This is a genomic window from Rhizobium sp. A37_96 (genome assembly GCF_053521765.1).
Genome location: NZ_JBNWDS010000002.1, coordinates 344,979 through 363,885 on the forward strand (window position 1 = coordinate 344,979; position 18,907 = coordinate 363,885).

The following is an 18,907-nucleotide window of genomic DNA, read 5'->3' on the forward strand; positions in this document are numbered from 1 at the left end:
TCGAAAATGGAATGTCTTTTAAGCGCCGATTGAGCTTGGATTCAAGGCGTTGTAGGGGCATATGCAAGAGCTTGGCCATCCCTCTCCATGGGCGGGAACGGCCCGTCATGATCGATTCGAAAGGCATGAATAGATGAGCAAGGCGAAGAACGGCAGGCTGAGGCGCAAGGATGGGGTATGGGACCCCTTGAAGACGAGCTCGGCGGACAAGAAGCGGGCCGAATCCGTGCCGCGCACGCCGCAGTCGATGTCGCCTTCCTACCGCCTCGCCTATGCCGACGAGGACTTCCTGTGCCGTGAGGAACTGCGGCCGATCCGCCTGCAGCTCGAACTGCTGAAGACCGAAATGTCGCTGACCGAACGCGGCATCAAGTCGACTGTCGTGATGTTCGGCGGCGCGCGCATTCCGGCACCGGGCGCCAATGCATGGGCTGCCCGCAACGACGTGCAGCGCGCCAATCTCGAGGCCGCATCGGTCTATTACGAGGAGGCGCGCAAGTTCGCGCGGCTTTGCTCCCGCCATTCCGCCGGCTTCGACTTCCACGAATATGTCGTGGTGACCGGCGGCGGCCCGGGCGTGATGGAGGCGGGCAATCGCGGCGCGGCCGAAGAAGGGGCGCCGTCGATCGGCCTCAACATCGTCTTGCCGCACGAGCAGGCGCCGAACGCCTATGTCACGCCGGAGCTCAGCTTCAATTTCCATTATTTCGCGATCCGCAAGATGCACTTCATGGTGCGGGCCAAGGCGATCGCGGTATTTCCGGGTGGCTTCGGCACGCTCGACGAATTGTTCGAATGCCTGACGCTCATTCAGACCGGCCGCATGGAGCGCCTGCCGCTCATTCTCTTCGGTGAAAAATTCTGGCGCAACATCATCAATTTCGAAGCGCTCGCCGAATTCGGCACCATCGCGCCTGACGACGTCAACCTGATCAGCTTCGTGGACACCGCCGACGATGCCTGGAAGATCGTTCGCGATTTCTACGAGCACGACAACGGCCACTGACAACGAAAAGCCCGCCGTCGCGGAGGCGAGGGCGGGCTTTCGGTCATGGGAGTCCCGTTCAAGACGCGATCCATGCGGCGCGGGAGCTCGCCTGCGGGATCGCGCTTGATGAGGAGGCCTACAGCAACGGCCGGTTCGGCATGTCGTCCAGCGAGATCACGCCGTCATGGTTGCGGTCCATGCGGTCGAAGAACTTGTTGGCGGCGTCTTCGGCTTCCTGCTTGCTGATCTGGCCATTTTCATCCTTGTCGATGCGATGGAAGATCATCATGCCGCGCATCAAACCTGCTTCATGCATGAAGCGGCCGTGCGGCCTGTGATGGCGTTGGCCATGATTGCCCTTTTGGTCGGCTTGTGCCTGATCGCCCTTGCTCTGATCGTTCTGGGCCTGATTGTCGCCCTGATCGTCCTTTGCCTTGGCGTGCTCGGCTTTCCATTCCTTGAAGCGTTCCTGACGATAGGCGCGCAACTCGCCGGGCGTGATTTCGCCGTCGTGGTTGGTGTCGATCTGGTCGAAGATCTTGTCGACGCCGGCTTTCACCTCGTCACGGGTGATCTTGGTGTCGCCGGGCTGGCCGAATTGCTTCAGCATGCGCACATAGACGATTTCCGGTGAAAAGCGCGGTCCGTGCCAGCGTCCGCCATGATGACCGCCGTTTGCTTCATCCTGGGCAGCGAAGCTCGCCTGGGCGGCGGCGCCCACCAGAAGGGCTGCGGAAAGTCCCGCAAGAAGAATTTTTTTCCCGTTCATCGTTTTTCCTTTCGTGTCGAGGAATGGTCAAACGATAGGGCGGGTGGTCCAAAACGGCCAATTAAACCTCTGTAAGGCGGATGAAACTTTCGTAACCCCGCCCTAATGAATGGTTAAGCTAAGGCCTTGAGAAAGCTCGTGAGGTCGTCGGTCACATAGTCGATATGATCGTCCTCGCCGGTGGTGCGCTCCCACCATTCGACGACCGTCGTCTCGAGGTTCCGGGGCACCAGCAGCACGGTCTTCATGCCGAGCGCCTTGGGCACCGTGAGATTGCGCGGCAGATCCTCGAACATGGCGGCTCGCTTCGTGTCCACCCGGTTGAGGCTCGTGAATTTGTCGTAGGTCGTGCCGGCAGGTTTCGGCACGTAGTCGGCCGCAACGATGTCGAAAATGTCGTCGAAGCTGTCGAGAATGCCGAGCGCGCCGGCCGTCGCCTGGGCGTGTTTGACACTGCCGTTGGTGAAGATGAACTTGCGCCCCGGCAGCGCCCTGATGGCGGCAGCCAGCTCCGGCTGCGGTGTCAGCGCCGAATAGTCGATCGCATGGGCCTTTTCCAGGAAGTCGTCGGGATCGATGCCGTGATGGATCATCAATCCCTGCAACGTCGTGCCATGGTCGAGATAATATTGCTTCTGCAGCTTGCGCGCTTCGTCCCGCTCCATCTGCAGCAGCGCCGAGACATAAGCGGTCATGTTCTTGTCGATCTGCGCGAAGAGATCGACATGATGCGGATAGAGCGTGTTGTCGAGGTCGAACACCCAATCGCGGATGTTGGAGAAATCTGACGGCTCGGAGAGTGATTTTGTCTGGCTCATGGGGAGCTTATCGCATGCCCTCCTGCGAAAGGGGAGGGAAAATATTCATGCATGCGACATGCCGCTGTGTCGCGGGCATTGGCGGATAATCCAATGCCGGCTATGATTTTACTATTGATTTGCGGGTTTTTACTCTATTTTCAACCGGAGGGAAGGGCTTCCGCTCTTTCGGGTCGCGGAGAGGAATCCCCGGCCGGGCTTTTCGGAGGGGATGCGATGAGTCAGGTGGAAAAGGCGCAGGAGTTCGCGCGGCTGCACAAGAAGGGCGAGCCGCTGATCCTTTTCAATATTTGGGATGCAGGCTCTGCCAAGGCCGTAACGGAAGCCGGCGCGAAGGCGCTGGCGACGGGAAGCTGGTCGGTCGCCGCCGCCAATGGTTTCGGCGACGGTCAGGCGATCCCGCTATCGCTGCTGGCGGTCACCGCCAGGTTGATTTCGGTGACGAGCCCCTTGCCGCTTTCCGTCGATTTCGAGGGCGGCTATGCCGTCGAACCGGAGGAAGTTGCCGCCAACGTCGAAAAGATCATGGATCACGGCGCGGTCGGCATCAATTTCGAGGATCAGGTGATCGGCGGCGAGGGCGTTCATCCTGCCGAGATACAGGCGGCGCGCATCCGCGCCATCCGGGAAATGGCCGATCGCCGGGAAATGCCGTTGTTCATCAACGCCCGCACCGATCTTTTCCTGCAGGAAAGCGATACGGCCCACCATCATATCCTGCTGGATGACGCATACCGCCGCGCCGACGCATTCGCCGAGGCCGGGGCCAGCGGTTTCTTCGCGCCCGGCCTTGTCGAACCGGAACTGATCGGGGCCTTGTGCGAACGCTCGCCCCTGCCGGTCAACATCATGGTGCGCCCGGCAACACCCGACAACGAGACCATGGCAAAGCTCGGCGTCAGCCGCATAAGCTATGGGCCGGCTCCCTACCGATCGGTCATGGGAATGTTGAAAAGCGAGGCCGAAGCGATCTACCGGCCGACTTGAGCATAATAGAAGCCGGCATCCTCTACCTCTTCGGCAGGCGGATCCCTTTGGGCAAACGACAGCAGGAGTGAAAATGTCTGAGCGCGACACCGGGCTCCACGGTTGCTGGCGCTTGGTTTCTTTTGATACCGAGCTTCAGGATTCAAGGGAGCGCAGTCAACCGTGGGGCGACCACCCCAATGGGCGCCTTATGTTCGGCTCTGATGGGCGAATGATGGTCTTGGTTACCGCAGGGGCGCGGGAGCCCGGGACTGCGGATGAGAAACTGCTGGGACTTTTCCGTACCATGATGGCCTACACCGGACGATATCGGATCGAGGGCGACAGGTTCATCACAAAGATTGACTCATCCTGGAATGAAGCCTGGAACGGTAGCGAGCAGGAACGCTTCTACAAGCTTGATGGAGACACGCTCGAGGTCTTTACGGGCTGGATGCCCAATCCGTTGGTATCGGGAAATCCAATAGGAAGGGCTGTGCTCAGGTTTAGGCGCGATTAACCTCCGCTACGCTGGGTTCGTAACGCCCCGCGCCGATCATGCGGCAGGTGCTCTTTCACGCCAAGGCATCACATGTGCATTGGGCTTCGCAGCCCAATGGAATAACAATCAATTGAAATCAGCCAGTTTTTCAGTCAGCCTTGAATACGCCACCGCCCCTACGGAACGATCAGCGTGCCGGCGCCGTGCTCGGTGAAGATTTCGAGCAGGACCGAATGGGCCGTCTTGCCGTTGAGGATGACGACGCCCTGAACACCGGCCTTGATGGCATCGATGCAGGTTTCGACTTTCGGGATCATGCCGCCGGAAATCGTGCCGTCGGCGATCAGCGCATGGGCCTGGGCCACGGAAAGTTCCTTGATGAGCTGGCCCTGCTTGTCGAGTACGCCGGGAACGTCCGTCAGAAACAGCAGGCGCGTGGCGCTGAGCGCGCCGGCGATCGCACCGGCGAAGGTGTCGGCGTTGATGTTGTAGGTCGCGCCGTCGCGCCCGGGAGCGACCGGTGCGATGACCGGGATCATCTCGGACTTGGCAAGCAGGTCGAGCAGCGTGCGGTCGACTTCGACCACCTCGCCGACGAAGCCCAGATCGAGCACGCGCTCGATGTTCGAATCCGGATCCTTGACGGTCTTGTGCGCCTTTTCGGCGAAGACCATGTTGCCGTCCTTGCCGCAAAGGCCGATCGCCCATTCGCCGGTCTGGTTGATCAGCGCGACGATTTCCTTGTTGATCGAGCCGGCGAGCACCATTTCGACGATCTCGACCGTCTTTTGGTCGGTGACGCGCAGGCCGCCCTCGAATTTCGATTCGATGCCCATCTTCGTCAGCATGGCGCCGATCTGAGGGCCGCCGCCATGGACGACGATCGGGTTGACGCCCGACTGCTTCAGCAGGGCGATATCCGCCGCGAATGCTTTGCCGAGTTCGGCATTGCCCATGGCGTGGCCACCGTATTTCACGACGATGGTCTTGTTTTCGTAGCGCTGCATATAGGGCAGCGCCTGCGCGAGCAGGCTGGCTTGGAGTTCGCTTTGGGCTTCGGACATGGTGCACCCTTCGAAATTGTTCGCGGCCTTTTATCTCAAGTTTTTGACAGAGGGAATAATGATGTCGGGATTAGTTGACGGCACGCCCTATCGTCGTTGCAGAAATTGATCGCACTTGCGAGCTTGTCACCCGGTGCTTTTCTTCTAAAGATGGCGCAGGCGTCGCAACCGGGGAGTTGGATGGCGAGCGAGGAGATGGAAGCGCTGATCGGTCGTGTCGCCATGCGCGATCAGAAAGCCTTTGCCGCGCTCTATAAGCGCACCAGCCCGAAACTCCTTGGCGTTTGCTTGCGTATCGTTGGCAACAAGGCGGATGCGGAAGAAATTTTGCAGGAGGTCTATATCAAGATCTGGCAGCGGGCCGAGCAGTTTGCCGTTGCGGAGGGGCCGGCAATGCCATGGCTGGTCGTCATCGCGCGCAATCGGGCCATCGATTTCATCCGTGCCCGCAAGCCGGTAGCCGACGAAATAGACGCCGCCTACGATCTTGCCGACCTGGAACCCGACCCCGAAGAGCAAGCAATCGTGAAGGGAGAGGGGAGGCGGATTGACAGGTGCATGGAAGAGTTGGAAGCTGATCGCGCGCGGGCAGTTCGCAGCGCCTATGTCGAGGGCTTGAGCTACCAGGAGCTCGCCGATCAACACACGGTGCCATTGAATACTATGCGCACCTGGCTGCGTCGAAGCCTGATCAGACTGAGAGAGTGCATGGACCGATGAGTACGCCCGATCAAAGCAAGGGAGGCCGCTCCCGCGACGAAGTCCTGGCCGGAGAATACGTGCTTGGCGTGCTTTCATTGGAGGACCGGCAGAAGGTCGAGCGCCGCATGCGCAGCGATCGCCAGTTCGCCGCCATCGTCAGCCGCTGGGAGCAGAACCTCTCGGAATTCAACGAGGAATACGAAACGGTTACTCCAGCGGCCGCGGTGTTTCCGAAGATCGAGAAGCGGATTTTCGGCGAGACCGCGCTTGGCGCGAATCTCTGGAATTCGCTCACGCTCTGGCGCTCTGTCGCCTTCGGTTCGCTGTTTCTGGCCGCCGGCGTCCTGGTCTTTGCCATTACGAACGAGGGCAGTCTGCCTCCTTCCCCCGGCAAGCAGTTGACCGCCTCGCTTTCCGGCCACGACAGCCCCATCAATCTCCTCGCCAACTACGATGCCGCCAATGGGCGCCTGAAGGTGACGCCGGTCGCTGCCGGCAAGCCCGAGGAGAAATCGCTCGAGCTCTGGCTGATTCGCGGCAGCGATCCGGCCGAGGCGCTGGGAGTCCTGCCGCAGACGGGTGACGGTGAAATTGTCCTTCCGCCGGAACTTCACGGCAAATTGACCGAGGGCGCCATCATCGCCGTCAGCGTCGAGCCCTTCGGCGGCTCGCCGACCGGCAAGCCCACAGGCGATGTGGTCGCCTCCGGCACGATCCACCTGCCCTGAAGAACGTCGTCCCGCGAAAAGCAATCGCGGCTGAAACTCTTTGTCGGCGCGCTCCGTACTTTCTTTCGACCCCGGGTGATCGGGGCAATAGAGAGGAAGAGGAGACGTTATGATCAAGACCGCGTTTCGCGTTGCCGCTGTCGCTGCAATGCTGTCCGCCGCAACCAGCCTCGCCTACGCCAAGGACCCGATGGTGGGTGGCGCTGCGATGTATGCCAGCAAGAACATCGTCCAGAATGCCGTGAATTCGAAGGATCACACGACGCTTGTCGCGGCCGTCAAGGCTGCGGGCCTCGTCGATACGCTCGAAGGCAAGGGTCCCTTCACGGTCTTTGCTCCGACCAACGAGGCCTTCGAGAAGCTGCCGCCCGGCACGGTGGAGACGCTGCTGAAACCGGAAAACAAGGAGAAGCTGGTCAAAGTGCTGACGTGCCATGTCGTGGCCGGCGATGACATGGCCGCCGCGATCGGCAAGTGGGCGAAGAGCAAGGGTGGTGAATACGACCTGAAAACGGTCGGTGGTTGCACGATCAAGGCCATGGACAAGGGCGGCAAGCTGACCTTGACCGACGAGACCGGCGGTACGGCTCACGTCACCATCGCCGATGTCAAACAGTCGAACGGTGTGATCCACGTCGTCGACAAGGTGCTGTTGCCGAAGATGTAATCCTCCGCGGCAACACGGCCGCCGTTCCCTGAAGCGGGGTCAGGAGCGGCGGCCTCAATCCGGATGCGCAGTATTCAGACCTGGATACCGACCGTCAGGCCAATAGCCTCGCGCAGCTCCTGAAGGCCCGCGCCTTTTTCCGAGGAGGTGGCGAGGATGCCGGGATAGGCGGCGGGGCGCTTGCGGATTTTCTCGGCGGTCTCGGCGAGCAGCTTCGGCAGGCCGGCTTCCTTGATCTTGTCGGTCTTGGTGAGCACGATCTGATAGGAAACGGCTGCCTTGTCGAGCAGATCCAGAACCTCCGCGTCGTTCTTCTTGATACCGTGGCGGCTGTCGATCAGCACGTAGACGCGCTTCAGCGTCGTGCGCCCGCGCAGATAGTCGAACACCAGCTTCGTCCAGGCATCGACCTGATCCTTTGGTGCTTCGGCATAGCCATAGCCGGGCATGTCGACCAATGCCATCGGCGGCAGGTCGCCGTTCTCGCCGGAAAAGCCGTCTGGGACGAAATAATTGAGTTCTTGCGTGCGTCCCGGCGTGTTAGAGGTGCGCGCGAGGCCCTTATGTCCGACCAGCGCATTGATCAGCGACGACTTGCCGACGTTGGAGCGCCCGGCAAAAGCAATTTCCGGCGGCCCTTCCGGCGGCAGAAACTTCATTGCCGGCACGCCGCGGATGAAGATCCACGGACGCCCGAAAAGCGGCTTGTCGTCTTTTGTCGTCTGGTCTGCCATGCTGTCCAAGATCTTCCGGTTCGATTGACTGACTGGCTTCGGGGTTTTGTCCGCGAAAGTCAAGTTTTGATCGGCAGGCGATCACGCGGCATCTCGGTCCAGGCCATGCGCCTTGAGCGGCAACGGCACGGCAATCCGATCTCGTAAAACAGATAAGCCGCAAACGAAAAGCCCCGCCGAAGCGGGGCTTTCTGCTTATTTCGATGGCGCCGGTTTTCGTTTGAAGAGGCCCTTCAGATTGTTGAAGAGCTCCACCTTCACGCCATGGCGCTTCATGATGATCGACTGCTGGATGACCGAGAGTGTGTTGTTCCATGCCCAGTAGATCACGAGGCCGGCCGGGAAGCTCGACAGCATGAACATGAATACCAGCGGCATCCAGTTGAAGATCATCGCCTGGGTCGGATCCGGCGGTGTCGGGTTCATGCGCATCTGGAAGAACATGGTAATGCCCATGATCAGCGGCCAGACGCCGAGATGCAGGAAGGTCGGGGCTGCGAACGGCAGCAGGCCGAAGAGATTGACGATCGAGGTCGGGTCCGGCGCGGAAAGATCCTGGATCCAGCCGAAGAACGCCGCGTGGCGCATCTCGATGGTGATGTAGATCACCTTGTAGAGCGAGAAGAAGATCGGGATCTGCAAGAGCACCGGCCAGCAGCCCGCGATCGGATTGATCTTCTCTTCCTTGTAGAGCTGCATGGTCGCCTGCTGCAGGCCCATGCGATCGTCGCCGAACTTGGCCTTGAGCTCTTCCATCTTCGGCTGCATGCGCTTCATGTTCGCCATCGAGGCATATTGCCGGCTGGCGAGCGGGAAGAAGAGCGCCTTGACGACGATGGTGGTGCAGAGGATGGCGACGCCGAAATTGCCGAAGAAGCGGAAGAAGAAGTCCATCAGCTTGAACATCGGCTTGGTGATGAAATAGAACCAGCCCCAGTCGATCAGGCGGTCGAAGCGCGGGATCGAGTAGCTCGTTTCATAGCGATCGATGACCGGAACTTCCTTGGCGCCGGCGAAGATGAGGTTCTTCAGCTCAAGCGACTGGCCTGGAGCGACCGTGACCGCATCTTCCTTGTAGTCGGCCTGATAGCGCGGCGTACCGTCGGTGAAGTGCGAGAAATGGGCATCGTAGGCCGTCGATTGCGGCGGCACGATCGTTGCGGCCCAATACTTGTCGGTAATGCCGAGCCATCCGCCGGTTGCCTTCGCCGGGTTTACGGCTTCCTTCTCCACGGCGGCATACTTGCTCTCGATCAGGCCATCGTCGCCGATGACGCCGATGAAGCCTTCATGCAGAACGTAGGCGGACGGTGTTTCCGGCTTGTTGTAGCGCGTGACCCGGCCATAGCTCGACAGCGAGACCGGTGCCTGGCCGCCATTGACGATCTTGTCGCTGATCGTAAACATGTAGCGATCGTCGACGGAGATGGTGCGGCTGAAGGTGATGCCCTTGTCGTTGGTGTAGGACAGCGTCACCGGCGTCTTGTCGGTCAGCTTGTCGCCGCTTGCCAGCGTCCATAAGGTCGAGGGGCCGGGAACCGTGCCGGTCGTATCGCCGCCGAGATAGCCGAGTTCGGAAAAGTAGCCGTCCTTGGTGTCGGCCGGGCTGAACAGCGTGATGATCGGGCTGCTCTTGTCGACGGTCTCGTGGTAGCTCTTCAGCCTCAAATCGTCGAAACGAGCGCCTTCCAGGTTGATGGAACCGGCAAGCGCGGGCGTGTCGATGACAACGCGCGAAGAGGAGGTCTTGGCGACGGATTGGTCACGGGTCAGCACCGTCGGCGTCGTCTGGCCGTTTGCCGGCAAGGAACCGTTTACCGCCGTACCCGCAGCAGGCGACTGCGTCGTCTGAGCCTGCTGGGACTGCTGCTGCAGCTTGGCGGCCTGCTCGGCCTGGCGCTGCGCTTCGAGGCGGGGGTTCATGTAGAAAAACTGCCAGCCGAGAACGATCAGCACGGACAGTGCAATTGCTATGAAGTAATTGCGGTTGTTTTCCATCATACTTTCCTGGAGCGGTCCGTTTCCGACCGCCGATGTTTCGGCCTGGTTTCGACGCGGCTTACGAGTTCGCTTGCCAGCTTTTCGAAAGGCGCGGTCAGCACCTCGCGTCGCGCGACAACCACATAGTCGTGTCCGGGCTGCATTGCAAATCCGGCGTGAAGCCGCACGGCTTCTTTCAGCCTGCGCCGCATGCGGTTGCGCTCCACCGCGTTTCCATGTTTTTTGGTAACGGTAAAACCAACGCGGGGCTCGGCGTCGGCAAGCTTGCGGTCCAGCATCTCTATGAGGAAGAACGCGCCTCTGCGCTTCTCACCTTCGCGGACTGCAAGAAACTGCGGCCGGCTTTTCAGCCGCCCGACAGTCTTTTTTGGTCGTTCATTCGTCAATTTGCCCGCCATCCTGGATTATCGGGCACTTCGGCCCTTAGGCCGAAAGACGCTTGCGGCCGCGGTTACGGCGAGCGGAAAGAACCGCACGGCCGCCCTTGGTAGCCATGCGAGCACGGAAGCCGTGACGACGCTTGCGAACAAGCTTGGATGGTTGATAGGTACGCTTCATTTATTTAAACACCGCGGAGTGCGGCCCTTCTTGAGCTTTGCTTCAAAAGCAAGGAGCGTTGTTGATTATGGCGAACGGACGTGTCCCGCAAATGCAGGCTCCATGACCGGACGTGCGCGGGCTTATACGGATCGAGGCCCGAAGAGTCAATTATACCGCTGCAGATTCCTTGGATTGGCCGCAAATTCGGTCTGTCGGCAACCGCTTCAGGCTTTGCGTGCGACACCTCGCCATTGGCGGAGGCGATCGCCGGATTCAATATAAGAAACTTATTATATATACTAGAATCAACCCGCATATAGGCGGAAAATACTTCAATGCAACATTAATGATTTTCATCGATATCTAAGTAAATGCCGGAAAACCCATCGATTTTTGGGGGATGGGATCGGCGCCGGAGGGATATTGTGAAAATTCGTGGTAAAATTAATCTGCTTGTGTCGGTCATGGCCGGGGCGGCCCTGTTGATCGGTGCAACTGCCCTCTATGCGTTGCATCAATACGACCAGAAACTGCAGAGCTACGAGCAGACGGCCGGCCGTGCCTACATGGGTGAGCACCTGAATCGCTACGTGACCGCGGCGGTCATGGAAGCGCGCGGCATCTATGCCGCGGCATCGGCAAAGGATTCCAAGACCTTTGCGGATGGGCTGATGGGCGACCTCGACGAAATCGACAAGGTATTGGCGAGCTGGGCGCCTCTGGTTCCCGATTCACAGAAGGCTGACTTCGCCAAATTGCAGTCTCGCGCCCAGGAATTTCGGGTCTTCCGGACCGAGACCGCCAGGCTCGGCGTGACGGATGGTCCGGACGCCGCGAGCAAGCAGGGCAACAACGAAGCGAACCGCGCCAATCGCAAGGCATTCCAGGCTGAAATCGATGCGGTCGTGCACACCGACAAGGCGGAACTTGCAAGGGCCGAGGCGGATATTGCAAGCTTCCACAACAATGTCTTCTGGGTCGTCCTCGGCATCATGATCGCGGGGATCGGCGCCGGCATCGGTCTGGGCGCCTATATCGGCACCGTTCATCTCAGCACCCCGATCCGCAAGGTGACGGCCGCCATAAAGAGCGTCGCCGAAGGGCGTTTCGATATCGAGGTGCCGTTTGCCGGCCGTCGCGACGAGATTGGCGAGATGGCGGCAGCCGTGGACGTCTTCAAGGAAAACGGCAATGCCGTGCGCCGCATGAATGCCGAGGAAGCGGCCATGCGCGCCAAAAGCGACGAGCTTCAGTCGAGCATGTCCCTGGCGGTCTCGGCCGCGGCGGCCGGCGATTTCAGCCGCCGCATCGACAAGGACTATGGAGACGTCAACCTCAATCGTTTCGCGCGCAACGTCAACGAACTGCTGATCAGCGTCGATACCGGCATCGGCGAAGTGCGCCGCGTCATTGCGAGCCTGGCCGAAGGCGATCTCACGCAGGCCATGAAGGGCGAATTCCAGGGCGCCTTCGCCGAGCTGCAGCAGAACGTCAATACGACATTCGCGACGCTGAAGAGCACCATGCGCGAAGTGCGCCAGACGACCGGCTCGATCAACTCCAACACCAACGAACTGCGTCATGCCAGCGACGACCTCTCCAAGCGCACCGAGCAGCAGGCGGCAGCGCTCGAGGAAACCTCGGCAGCGCTCGACGAGATCACCTCCGTCGTGCAGAACTCGACCGAACGGGCGCGCGAGGCGAGCGTCATGGTCGGCGAAGCCAAGGACGATGCGGCCCGCTCCGGCACCGTCGTTCGCAATGCGATCGACGCCATGGGCCGCATCGAGCAGGCGTCGGGCGAGATCAGCCAGATCATCGGCGTGATCGACGATATCGCCTTCCAGACCAACCTGCTGGCGTTGAACGCCGGCGTCGAGGCCGCGCGTGCGGGCGAGGCGGGCAAGGGGTTCGCCGTCGTTGCCCAGGAGGTGCGGGAGCTCGCCCAGCGCTCCGCCACCGCGGCCAAGGACATCAAGGCGCTGATCAGCAAATCCGGCGATGAAGTGCAGGTTGGCGTCAAGCTCGTGCAGGCGACCGGCGAGGCGCTGTCCTCCATCGAAGCGCGCGTGCTCAAGATCAACGATCACATCCACTCGATCGCAACGGCGGCGCGCGAACAGGCAACGGGCCTGTCCGAGGTGAACAACGCCGTCAACCAGATGGATGAGGTCACGCAGCGCAATGCCGCCATGGTCGAGGAGACATCGGCTGCGACCCATCGTCTGGCCGGCGAAGCGGATGGCCTCGTCCATCTCGTCTCGCGCTTCAAGGTCGATTCCGCCAGCGCCCCCGCGCCGGTGGCAGCGCGCGCCGAGACGCATCGCCCCACGGCATCGCCGGCACGCCGGATGATCGACAGGGTCGCGACGGCATTCGGCGGCGGTGCGCTTGCACCGGCCGCGGCGGCCCAGAGCTGGGAAGAATTCTGACCCGTCGATCTAAGGCCGGCTGCGGTGCATGGGTGCCGTGGCCGGCCTTTACAATCGTCAAACTGCGGAGCCGATTGGAAAAAGGCCCGCAATCGCCTATTATCTAGTTTCGATTAAGTCGCATCAGGTCGCTTTCCAGCGAATCGGGACAATTGAAATGGACAGTGGGCAGGACAAGGACGCCGCAAAGGACGGCAAGGCCGACAAGGGCCGGCTGTCCCAGTTTTGCCGCCCCACCGGCATCTTCGGCGGCCTCTCGGGCAAGCTTCTCATCCTCACCGTCGTCTTCATCTCCTTGGCGGAAGTGCTCATCTTCGTGCCCTCCGTCGCCAATATGCGGCTGCGCTGGCTGGAGGATCGGCTGAATACGGCCGCCGCCGCCGCCATCGTCATCGATGGCCTGCAGCCGGCCGAGCTGCCCCGTGCCCTGCAGAAGGAAACCTTGATGGCCACGGGCACGCGCGCCATCGTTCTGCGCAAGGATGGCACCTCGCGCCTGTTGGCGACGGCCGAGATGCCGGCGTCCGTCGATGAAAAATACGATCTCAGCGCTGTCTCGCAGTTGACGGCGATCAAGGATGCGCTCGACACGCTGCTGTTTGGCGGCAACCGCATCATCCGCGTCTTCGGCCCTGTCGGCGGCGACGACGGCACCGGCATCGAGGTGGTGCTCAAGGATACCCGCCTGCGCAACGCGATGCTCGCCTATTCCCGCAGCGTCTTCTTCGTATCCATCCTGATCTCGCTGTTTACGGCAACGCTGATCTTCTTTGCGATCAACCGCATGATGATCCGCCCGATCCGCCGCCTCACCGACAGCATGCAGGCCTATTCGGACGATCCGGAGGATCCCGGGCGCGTTCTCGAGCCGGAAAAGGGGCGCGACGAACTCGCCGTGGCCGGCCGGCATCTTGCCACCATGCAGTCGCAGCTGCAGAAAACGCTGAAGCAGCAAAAGAACCTGGCAGCTCTTGGCCTTGCCGTGTCGAAGATCAACCACGACATGCGCAACATCCTTTCGGCGGCGCAGCTGATGTCGGACCGTCTGGTCGATGTCGACGACCCCATGGTCAAGCGCTTCGCGCCGAAGCTGCTGCGCACCATCGACCGTGCCGTGGGGTATACGACGGAGGTTCTGTCCTATGGACAGACATCCGAATCGGCGCCGCGCCGCCGCAAGATTCGCTTGGTCGAGCTGATCGAGGAAGTTCGCGATATTCTCGCGATCGATCCGGAGAGCGGAATCGGATTCGTCGAGCAGCTCAGTTCGGACCTGGAGGTCGATGCCGACGGGGAGCAGCTGTTTCGCGTCATCCATAACCTTTGCCGCAACGCTCATCAGGCATTGATCGCATTCGGCGAGACGGAGGCGGACAGCATCCGGCGTATCACGGTGTCGGCGCATCGAATCGGCAGCGTCGTCAGCATCACCGTCGACGATACCGGGCCCGGCATGCCGCAGAAGGCGCGGGAAAACCTCTTCATGGCCTTCCGCGGTTCGGCCCGCTCCGGCGGCACCGGCCTTGGCCTGGCGATCGCCCGCGAACTCGTGCTTGCCCATGGGGGCACCATTGCGCTCGTGGAAAAACCGGCCGCCGGCACGCAGTTCCGCATCGAGATTCCAGACCGGCCCGTATCCCTTGATGACTATCGCAGCAAAAGCATGCAAGAAAACTAATTGTTTTCAGTGGCTTGACATCGACATGCACGAAAATTGCGATCTTTTTCACAAATCCACTTGCATTCCCTCCATGGACCCTTTAGAGAACCGCCCACGCCAACGGTTTCTTCCGTTTCGGCACGCACCCGTAGCTCAGCTGGATAGAGCACCAGACTACGAATCTGGGGGTCAGGAGTTCGAATCTCTTCGGGTGCGCCATTCTTTTCAATCACTTAGAATCGGTATCGGTTAGCGCCTAGCTTCCTTGTCACGCTGTGGTCACAGTGAGGCATGAATGGCGACTCTGCGTAAGCGGAACGGCAAGTGGCAGGTACAAGTGAGACGTCAGGGACATTCCCCGGTCTCCAAGAGCTTTATCAATCGCAAAGATGCGGAGGCTTGGGCTAGAGATGTCGAGAGACGTTTCGACCAAGGCGAGGCGTTGCCTTCTCGACAGGCCTTGGATGCAAGGACACTAGGCGACCTGCTCGTTGTATACCGAGACAAGATCACCCCTCAGAAAAAGTCCGCATCTGTAGAGCGTTATCGGATCGACAAGATTCTGCGCCACGCGATTGCGAATACCCAGGCAACAAAGTTGATGCCGGCTCAGGTTGCTTCTTATCGTGATGAGCGGTTGGAAAGGGTATCAGGTGAGACAACGCGACAAGACCTTGTTTTGCTGCGTCAGGTCCTGGATGTGGCGCGACGGGAGTGGGGTTTGAAGATTGCCGCCAACCCTGTCGATGATGTACGTAAGCCGCCGCCGGCTAAAGCCAGAACAAGGCGGGTGCATCTTTCCGATCTTCGGGCCATTGCCACGGCCTTACGAACATTCAGGAATCCGCTACTTCGGCAAGTAATCTTGTTTGCCCTGGCGACCGGCATGCGTAGAGGCGAAATTCTTCGGGTCGAGTGGCGGCACGTTGACCAAAAGCAGGCCTTGCTGACGATCCCTGTGACCAAGAATGGTCATCCTCGTATAATTCCGCTGTCACGTCGAGCATTGAAGATAGTGGCCGACCTCAGTGTGACTGCAAGTGAGGCCGAAGAGTTAGTATTCCCGATTTCGGCAAATGCGGTGAGGTTGTCCTGGCAGAGGCTGAGGGTAAAGGCTGGTCTTAACGACCTCAGGTTTCACGATATGCGTCATGAAGCCGTATCTAGGTTCTTTGAGGCCGGTCTGACGCTGCCAGAAGTCGCGTTAATCTCAGGTCATCGAGACCCGAAGATGCTGATGCGTTACACGCACCTTGACCCCAAGAAGATAGTTGCGAAACTCTAAGGTGAGAACAGTGGCAATTCTCCCTTGGATTTAACCCAATCTAAAATTCCATCTTTGGTTGAACGGTGAGAGTACACTATACTCTTGCCGTTTGGATCTCCAACGTCAGGCCGTCTCACTTTATCTCCTCTTTCGCCGGCGTCGTGCCGGTGCAGAAGAGGAATACAATATTGTCAAATTTTCTTAAGTGCCTTTGGGCCGAGCCGCCGGAGGGCTACCTTTCAACGTGGACGAAGCGGAACAACATTCGCTTTTTCCACTCGACCGAAATGGAGGAAGCTGACGCCTACATGAAGGCCATCGCCAACCAAGACGATGTTTACTTCACGGTGGGGCTGCTTGGGAAGCCGCCTGCCAGCGGCCGCGGCTCAGCGAATGACGTGAACTATCTTCCTTGCGTACATGCGGACTTTGATCTGTTTAGCGATCAGAACGCGCATGCGAAAACAGCGTTGCCGAAGAGCATGGACGAATTGCGTGATTTCATGGTCGAAGTGAGCATTCCGCAGCCCTCCTTCATGGTCAACTCCGGTAATGGTGCCCATGCTTACTGGCTCTTCCCCGAACCTTTGGACCTTCGCGACCAAGACCGTCGTGTAAAGGCGAAGATGACGCTTTCATCATTCCAGAAGACGATCATCAAGTTGGCGAAGGCTCGTAGGGGATGGGACTTCGACAACACTGGTGATCTCGCTCGGGTACTTCGCTACCCAGGCACCAAAAACCATAAAACAAATCCGCCGAAGAATGTGGAGGTGATGTGATGGAAGCGACGTCGATCTATACATCTCAGCAGATTGAAGCATGGATGGCTAGCGCGTTGCCGCCCGAGCCTTCAGCGAGGGCGAAAACCAAAGCGAAAAAAACTGACCACTTGAATGACGCCAACTTGGCAGACTTTGAAGCTGTTCGTGCTGGATGCTCCTGGGTGAGGAGTTGTGCCGAAAACTCGAAGATGGACGAGCCAACTTGGTATGGCTTGGCTGGTATTGTCGGATACTGCGGCAACGGCGAGGAGATCTACCAAGACATTTCGGCTCTTGATGGGCGCTACGACGAACAGGAAGCTGCAGCGAAGCTCAAGCGTGCAGTCGCAGATGCAAAGCCGCGGACCTGTGAAAACATTCGTGATGGTCTTGCTTATGCGGGATGCGGAAAATGCGTCTTCGCCGGAAAAATCAGTTCTCCAATCCGGCTGGGTTACCGGCCGGCGGAAATCGTTCATCTCATGAGCCGGCATGTTCTCGAGACAGAGACAGGTAGGTACCTCGATCTTAACACGGGTGCTTTCTCATCCACCCGTGCCTTCAATGATCGCTACAGTCACATTACGAAGGATGTGACGCCGCACACCAAGCTTGCGAAGGACGAGCTCACCCGCAAAGTCCAGGTTGCTGCCTATCTGCCTGGGTCTGCCGATCTTTTCCAGACGCTGGAGAATGGGCAGGAAGCTGTAAATCTCTGGAAGCCCTCTGGGCTGAAGCCGGCAGGGGGTGAGTGTGAGGCGATTCATCTTCATCTGGTGAAAATGCTGCCTGACGATGAGGTGCGGAATCATCTTCTTGATGTGCTCGCCTTCATGGTGCAGCGGCCTGGTGAAAAGGTGACCCATGCATTCGTGCTGACCGGAAGGCAGGGGACGGGCAAAAGGCTGTTGTTCGAGTTGGTAAAAAAGCTCTTCGGCAATCACAATTGCCGGACGATCGAAAGTAGTAGCCTCGGCACGCGGTTCAACGCGCATATCTCGAATGTCCAGCTTCTCATTTGCGAAGAGCTTTGGACACTTGAGCGCCGCGAAACATACAACGCTATCAAAACTTTGATTACCGCTCGGACCATGAGCGTGGAGGAGAAGAACATTCCGGTCTTCGAAGCTAGGACACCTGATTTTATTATGGGAACATCAAACCACGATATCCCCATAACGCTTGAGGCTGGGGACCGCCGCTTCCTTATCTGCGATTCCCCGATGGAGCCTCAGGGCAGGGAATATTACGAGGCACTGGCGCATTCTATCGAGCGGGAGGCCGGAGCGTTCCTGAATTATCTCCTTGGTCGCAACCTCTCCAGCTTCAATCCCAATAAAGCGCCTCCACTCACCCAAGCCAAGGCCGACATTATTGGCTCGTCTCGGTCGCAGGTGACCCAGGAAGTCGAGGCGCTGATTGAAGAGAACGCACCCATTTTCTGGCGTGACCTCGTCACCCTGAGCGACGTCCGGAATGAGCTCCAGAAGCGCTTGGGCAAAATGCCATCACTCAACGAGGTGAAGTCAGCACTTAAGGCCTTGGGTGCGGTGAAGCTTGATGTGGTCAGGATCGGAGAGAACACGCTGCGGCTTTGGGCATGGACCGATACTTCTCGCTGGCAAGATGCCACGCCGGATGAAGTCCGTAGCCATATGCGGCAATTGCAACCACGCTAACTTCTGTTGGTAGCAAGACGGTGCCGTTCCACTGTTTCGCGTTGCATGCTGGGCGGGGGAGAGAGGGCGTTCCTCTTCACCTGTCTAGGCTGAAATCTACAGGAACCACTGAAAATTCAAATATTTAAAAGTGAAACACTGAAACAATGAAACAATGAAACATGAATTCGATAAAGCTGCAATCATCGATTTCTTTGTGGTCCACCGCTCGCCCATATGGCGCCCGATCAGCAGTCGGGAACTCGCCAAGGTGCTCGGGGTCTCCCTTCAATCGCTTGCCAACTGGAGGGTTCGTGAAACTGGACCAGAACCAGAGCCAACGAGGAGGGGCAGGGGTAATAAGATGTTTTATCGCCCCGACAAAGTACTTTCGTGGCTCGTGGAAGACAGGGAGCCTTGGGAGTTTTCTCGCGATTGGCTCCTCAATCGTAAACTCGACGTTGTAGGTGGTTTGGATCGCGAATCTACCGCCTGGATGATAGAGGGACTTGACGACATGCTCTAACTCAAACAACAAAATCGGTAGCGAATAGGTTGCAAGTTAAGCCAGACTCAATTTAATGGTTCTCGCGTACACGCATTGTCTGCCTAAGCCTCGAAGGGATGTTGCGCCAACAATAGCGACC

General features: G+C 59.0%; 19 protein-coding genes and 1 tRNA gene. 13 read left to right on the forward strand and 7 right to left on the reverse strand.

Translation table 11 applies throughout. The annotated features are described in order from the left end of the window. Positions 1–133 precede the first annotated feature (133 nt). Positions 134–1,006 (forward strand): LOG family protein, encoded by an 873-nt coding sequence (locus ACQZ6J_RS08135; protein WP_163984840.1) that lies wholly within the window; start codon positions 134–136, stop codon positions 1,004–1,006. A 118-nt stretch (positions 1,007–1,124) separates the two neighbouring features. Here ACQZ6J_RS08135 and ACQZ6J_RS08140 read toward each other — a convergent pair whose 3' ends face one another. Beyond that, entirely contained in the window at positions 1,125–1,757 is a 633-nt protein-coding gene (locus tag ACQZ6J_RS08140) for an EF-hand domain-containing protein (RefSeq protein WP_449083277.1), read from the reverse strand. A 113-nt stretch (positions 1,758–1,870) separates the two neighbouring features. Beyond that, positions 1,871–2,575: a pyrimidine 5'-nucleotidase gene (locus ACQZ6J_RS08145; RefSeq protein WP_163984838.1), complete on the reverse strand. Its 705-nt coding sequence runs from the start codon at positions 2,573–2,575 to the stop codon at positions 1,871–1,873. 216 nt (positions 2,576–2,791) lie between these two features. Between ACQZ6J_RS08145 and ACQZ6J_RS08150 the strand changes: the two genes are divergently transcribed. Further along, a complete protein-coding gene (locus ACQZ6J_RS08150) occupies positions 2,792–3,562 on the forward strand; it encodes an isocitrate lyase/PEP mutase family protein (protein WP_163984837.1) in 771 nt (256 codons plus the stop codon). 73 nt (positions 3,563–3,635) lie between these two features. Continuing rightward, the gene (locus ACQZ6J_RS08155) at positions 3,636–4,061 is read left to right on the forward strand and encodes a lipocalin-like domain-containing protein (RefSeq protein WP_449083280.1); all 426 of its coding nucleotides are present in this window, start codon (positions 3,636–3,638) and stop codon (positions 4,059–4,061) included. A 158-nt stretch (positions 4,062–4,219) separates the two neighbouring features. On the opposite strand, the gene argB is transcribed toward ACQZ6J_RS08155, so the two are convergent. Further along, the gene (argB, locus tag ACQZ6J_RS08160) at positions 4,220–5,107 is read right to left on the reverse strand and encodes an acetylglutamate kinase (RefSeq protein WP_163984835.1); all 888 of its coding nucleotides are present in this window, start codon (positions 5,105–5,107) and stop codon (positions 4,220–4,222) included. A 180-nt stretch (positions 5,108–5,287) separates the two neighbouring features. Here argB and ACQZ6J_RS08165 point away from each other — a divergent pair, with 180 nt between their 5' ends. From ACQZ6J_RS08165 to ACQZ6J_RS08175, 3 genes are all read left to right on the forward strand, one after another. Further along, a complete protein-coding gene (locus ACQZ6J_RS08165; protein ID WP_163984834.1) occupies positions 5,288–5,827 on the forward strand; it encodes a sigma-70 family RNA polymerase sigma factor in 540 nt (179 codons plus the stop codon). Further along, on the forward strand, positions 5,824–6,537 hold the full coding sequence (locus ACQZ6J_RS08170) for an anti-sigma factor (protein WP_449083283.1): 714 nt from the start codon (positions 5,824–5,826) through the stop codon (positions 6,535–6,537). Before ACQZ6J_RS08165 ends, ACQZ6J_RS08170 begins: the two co-directional genes overlap by 4 nt. 109 nt (positions 6,538–6,646) lie before the next feature. Beyond that, a complete protein-coding gene (locus ACQZ6J_RS08175; RefSeq protein WP_449083285.1) occupies positions 6,647–7,204 on the forward strand; it encodes a fasciclin domain-containing protein in 558 nt (185 codons plus the stop codon). A gap of 74 nt (positions 7,205–7,278) precedes the next feature. On the opposite strand, the gene yihA is transcribed toward ACQZ6J_RS08175, so the two are convergent. The 4 genes from yihA to rpmH all read right to left on the reverse strand — a co-directional run bounded on the left by yihA (position 7,279) and on the right by rpmH (position 10,497). Next, a complete protein-coding gene (yihA, locus tag ACQZ6J_RS08180) occupies positions 7,279–7,938 on the reverse strand; it encodes a ribosome biogenesis GTP-binding protein YihA/YsxC (RefSeq protein ID WP_163984831.1) in 660 nt (219 codons plus the stop codon). Between the two features lie 195 nt (positions 7,939–8,133). After that, the gene (gene yidC, locus ACQZ6J_RS08185; RefSeq protein ID WP_449083287.1) at positions 8,134–9,936 is read right to left on the reverse strand and encodes a membrane protein insertase YidC; all 1,803 of its coding nucleotides are present in this window, start codon (positions 9,934–9,936) and stop codon (positions 8,134–8,136) included. Then, positions 9,936–10,337 carry a ribonuclease P protein component gene (gene rnpA, locus ACQZ6J_RS08190; protein WP_163984830.1) on the reverse strand — a complete coding sequence of 134 codons (402 nt, stop codon included), beginning with the start codon at positions 10,335–10,337 and terminating at the stop codon, positions 9,936–9,938. The genes yidC and rnpA overlap by 1 nt, the downstream gene beginning before the upstream one ends. Before the next feature lie 25 nt (positions 10,338–10,362). Then, positions 10,363–10,497, reverse strand: coding sequence for a 50S ribosomal protein L34 (rpmH, locus tag ACQZ6J_RS08195; RefSeq protein WP_041677194.1), 135 nt, complete (start codon positions 10,495–10,497; stop codon positions 10,363–10,365). Between the two features lie 407 nt (positions 10,498–10,904). On the opposite strand from rpmH, the gene ACQZ6J_RS08200 reads away from it, so the two are divergent. The 7 genes from ACQZ6J_RS08200 (at position 10,905) to ACQZ6J_RS08230 (ending at position 18,786) form a co-directional block, all read left to right on the forward strand. After that, positions 10,905–12,911, forward strand: coding sequence for a methyl-accepting chemotaxis protein (locus tag ACQZ6J_RS08200; RefSeq protein ID WP_163984829.1), 2,007 nt, complete (start codon positions 10,905–10,907; stop codon positions 12,909–12,911). 157 nt (positions 12,912–13,068) lie between these two features. Continuing rightward, a complete protein-coding gene (locus ACQZ6J_RS08205) occupies positions 13,069–14,589 on the forward strand; it encodes an ATP-binding protein (RefSeq protein WP_449083291.1) in 1,521 nt (506 codons plus the stop codon). A 124-nt stretch (positions 14,590–14,713) separates the two neighbouring features. Then, positions 14,714–14,790 (forward strand) — tRNA-Arg (locus tag ACQZ6J_RS08210). Between the two features lie 76 nt (positions 14,791–14,866). After that, positions 14,867–15,856: a site-specific integrase gene (locus ACQZ6J_RS08215; protein ID WP_449083293.1), complete on the forward strand. Its 990-nt coding sequence runs from the start codon at positions 14,867–14,869 to the stop codon at positions 15,854–15,856. 170 nt (positions 15,857–16,026) lie between these two features. Next, positions 16,027–16,620 (forward strand): hypothetical protein, encoded by a 594-nt coding sequence (locus tag ACQZ6J_RS08220; protein WP_449083295.1) that lies wholly within the window; start codon positions 16,027–16,029, stop codon positions 16,618–16,620. Next, positions 16,620–18,281, forward strand: a complete 1,662-nt coding sequence (locus ACQZ6J_RS08225) for a primase-helicase family protein (protein ID WP_449083297.1) — start codon at positions 16,620–16,622, stop codon at positions 18,279–18,281. Before ACQZ6J_RS08220 ends, ACQZ6J_RS08225 begins: the two co-directional genes overlap by 1 nt. A gap of 154 nt (positions 18,282–18,435) precedes the next feature. Then, positions 18,436–18,786: a hypothetical protein gene (locus ACQZ6J_RS08230; protein ID WP_449083299.1), complete on the forward strand. Its 351-nt coding sequence runs from the start codon at positions 18,436–18,438 to the stop codon at positions 18,784–18,786. Positions 18,787–18,907 lie beyond the last annotated feature (121 nt).

Coding starts and splice junctions, on each gene's coding strand:
- ACQZ6J_RS08135 (WP_163984840.1), top strand. CDS start 134: ATGAGCAAGGCGAAGAACGGCAGGCTGAGGCGCAAGGATGGGGTATGG.
- ACQZ6J_RS08140 (WP_449083277.1), bottom strand. CDS start 1,757: ATGAACGGGAAAAAAATTCTTCTTGCGGGACTTTCCGCAGCCCTTCTG.
- ACQZ6J_RS08145 (WP_163984838.1), bottom strand. CDS start 2,575: ATGAGCCAGACAAAATCACTCTCCGAGCCGTCAGATTTCTCCAACATC.
- ACQZ6J_RS08150 (WP_163984837.1), top strand. CDS start 2,792: ATGAGTCAGGTGGAAAAGGCGCAGGAGTTCGCGCGGCTGCACAAGAAG.
- ACQZ6J_RS08155 (WP_449083280.1), top strand. CDS start 3,636: ATGTCTGAGCGCGACACCGGGCTCCACGGTTGCTGGCGCTTGGTTTCT.
- argB (WP_163984835.1), bottom strand. CDS start 5,107: ATGTCCGAAGCCCAAAGCGAACTCCAAGCCAGCCTGCTCGCGCAGGCG.
- ACQZ6J_RS08165 (WP_163984834.1), top strand. CDS start 5,288: ATGGCGAGCGAGGAGATGGAAGCGCTGATCGGTCGTGTCGCCATGCGC.
- ACQZ6J_RS08170 (WP_449083283.1), top strand. CDS start 5,824: ATGAGTACGCCCGATCAAAGCAAGGGAGGCCGCTCCCGCGACGAAGTC.
- ACQZ6J_RS08175 (WP_449083285.1), top strand. CDS start 6,647: ATGATCAAGACCGCGTTTCGCGTTGCCGCTGTCGCTGCAATGCTGTCC.
- yihA (WP_163984831.1), bottom strand. CDS start 7,938: ATGGCAGACCAGACGACAAAAGACGACAAGCCGCTTTTCGGGCGTCCG.
- yidC (WP_449083287.1), bottom strand. CDS start 9,936: ATGGAAAACAACCGCAATTACTTCATAGCAATTGCACTGTCCGTGCTG.
- rnpA (WP_163984830.1), bottom strand. CDS start 10,337: ATGGCGGGCAAATTGACGAATGAACGACCAAAAAAGACTGTCGGGCGG.
- rpmH (WP_041677194.1), bottom strand. CDS start 10,497: ATGAAGCGTACCTATCAACCATCCAAGCTTGTTCGCAAGCGTCGTCAC.
- ACQZ6J_RS08205 (WP_449083291.1), top strand. CDS start 13,069: ATGGACAGTGGGCAGGACAAGGACGCCGCAAAGGACGGCAAGGCCGAC.
- ACQZ6J_RS08215 (WP_449083293.1), top strand. CDS start 14,867: ATGGCGACTCTGCGTAAGCGGAACGGCAAGTGGCAGGTACAAGTGAGA.
- ACQZ6J_RS08225 (WP_449083297.1), top strand. CDS start 16,620: ATGGAAGCGACGTCGATCTATACATCTCAGCAGATTGAAGCATGGATG.
- ACQZ6J_RS08230 (WP_449083299.1), top strand. CDS start 18,436: ATGAAACATGAATTCGATAAAGCTGCAATCATCGATTTCTTTGTGGTC.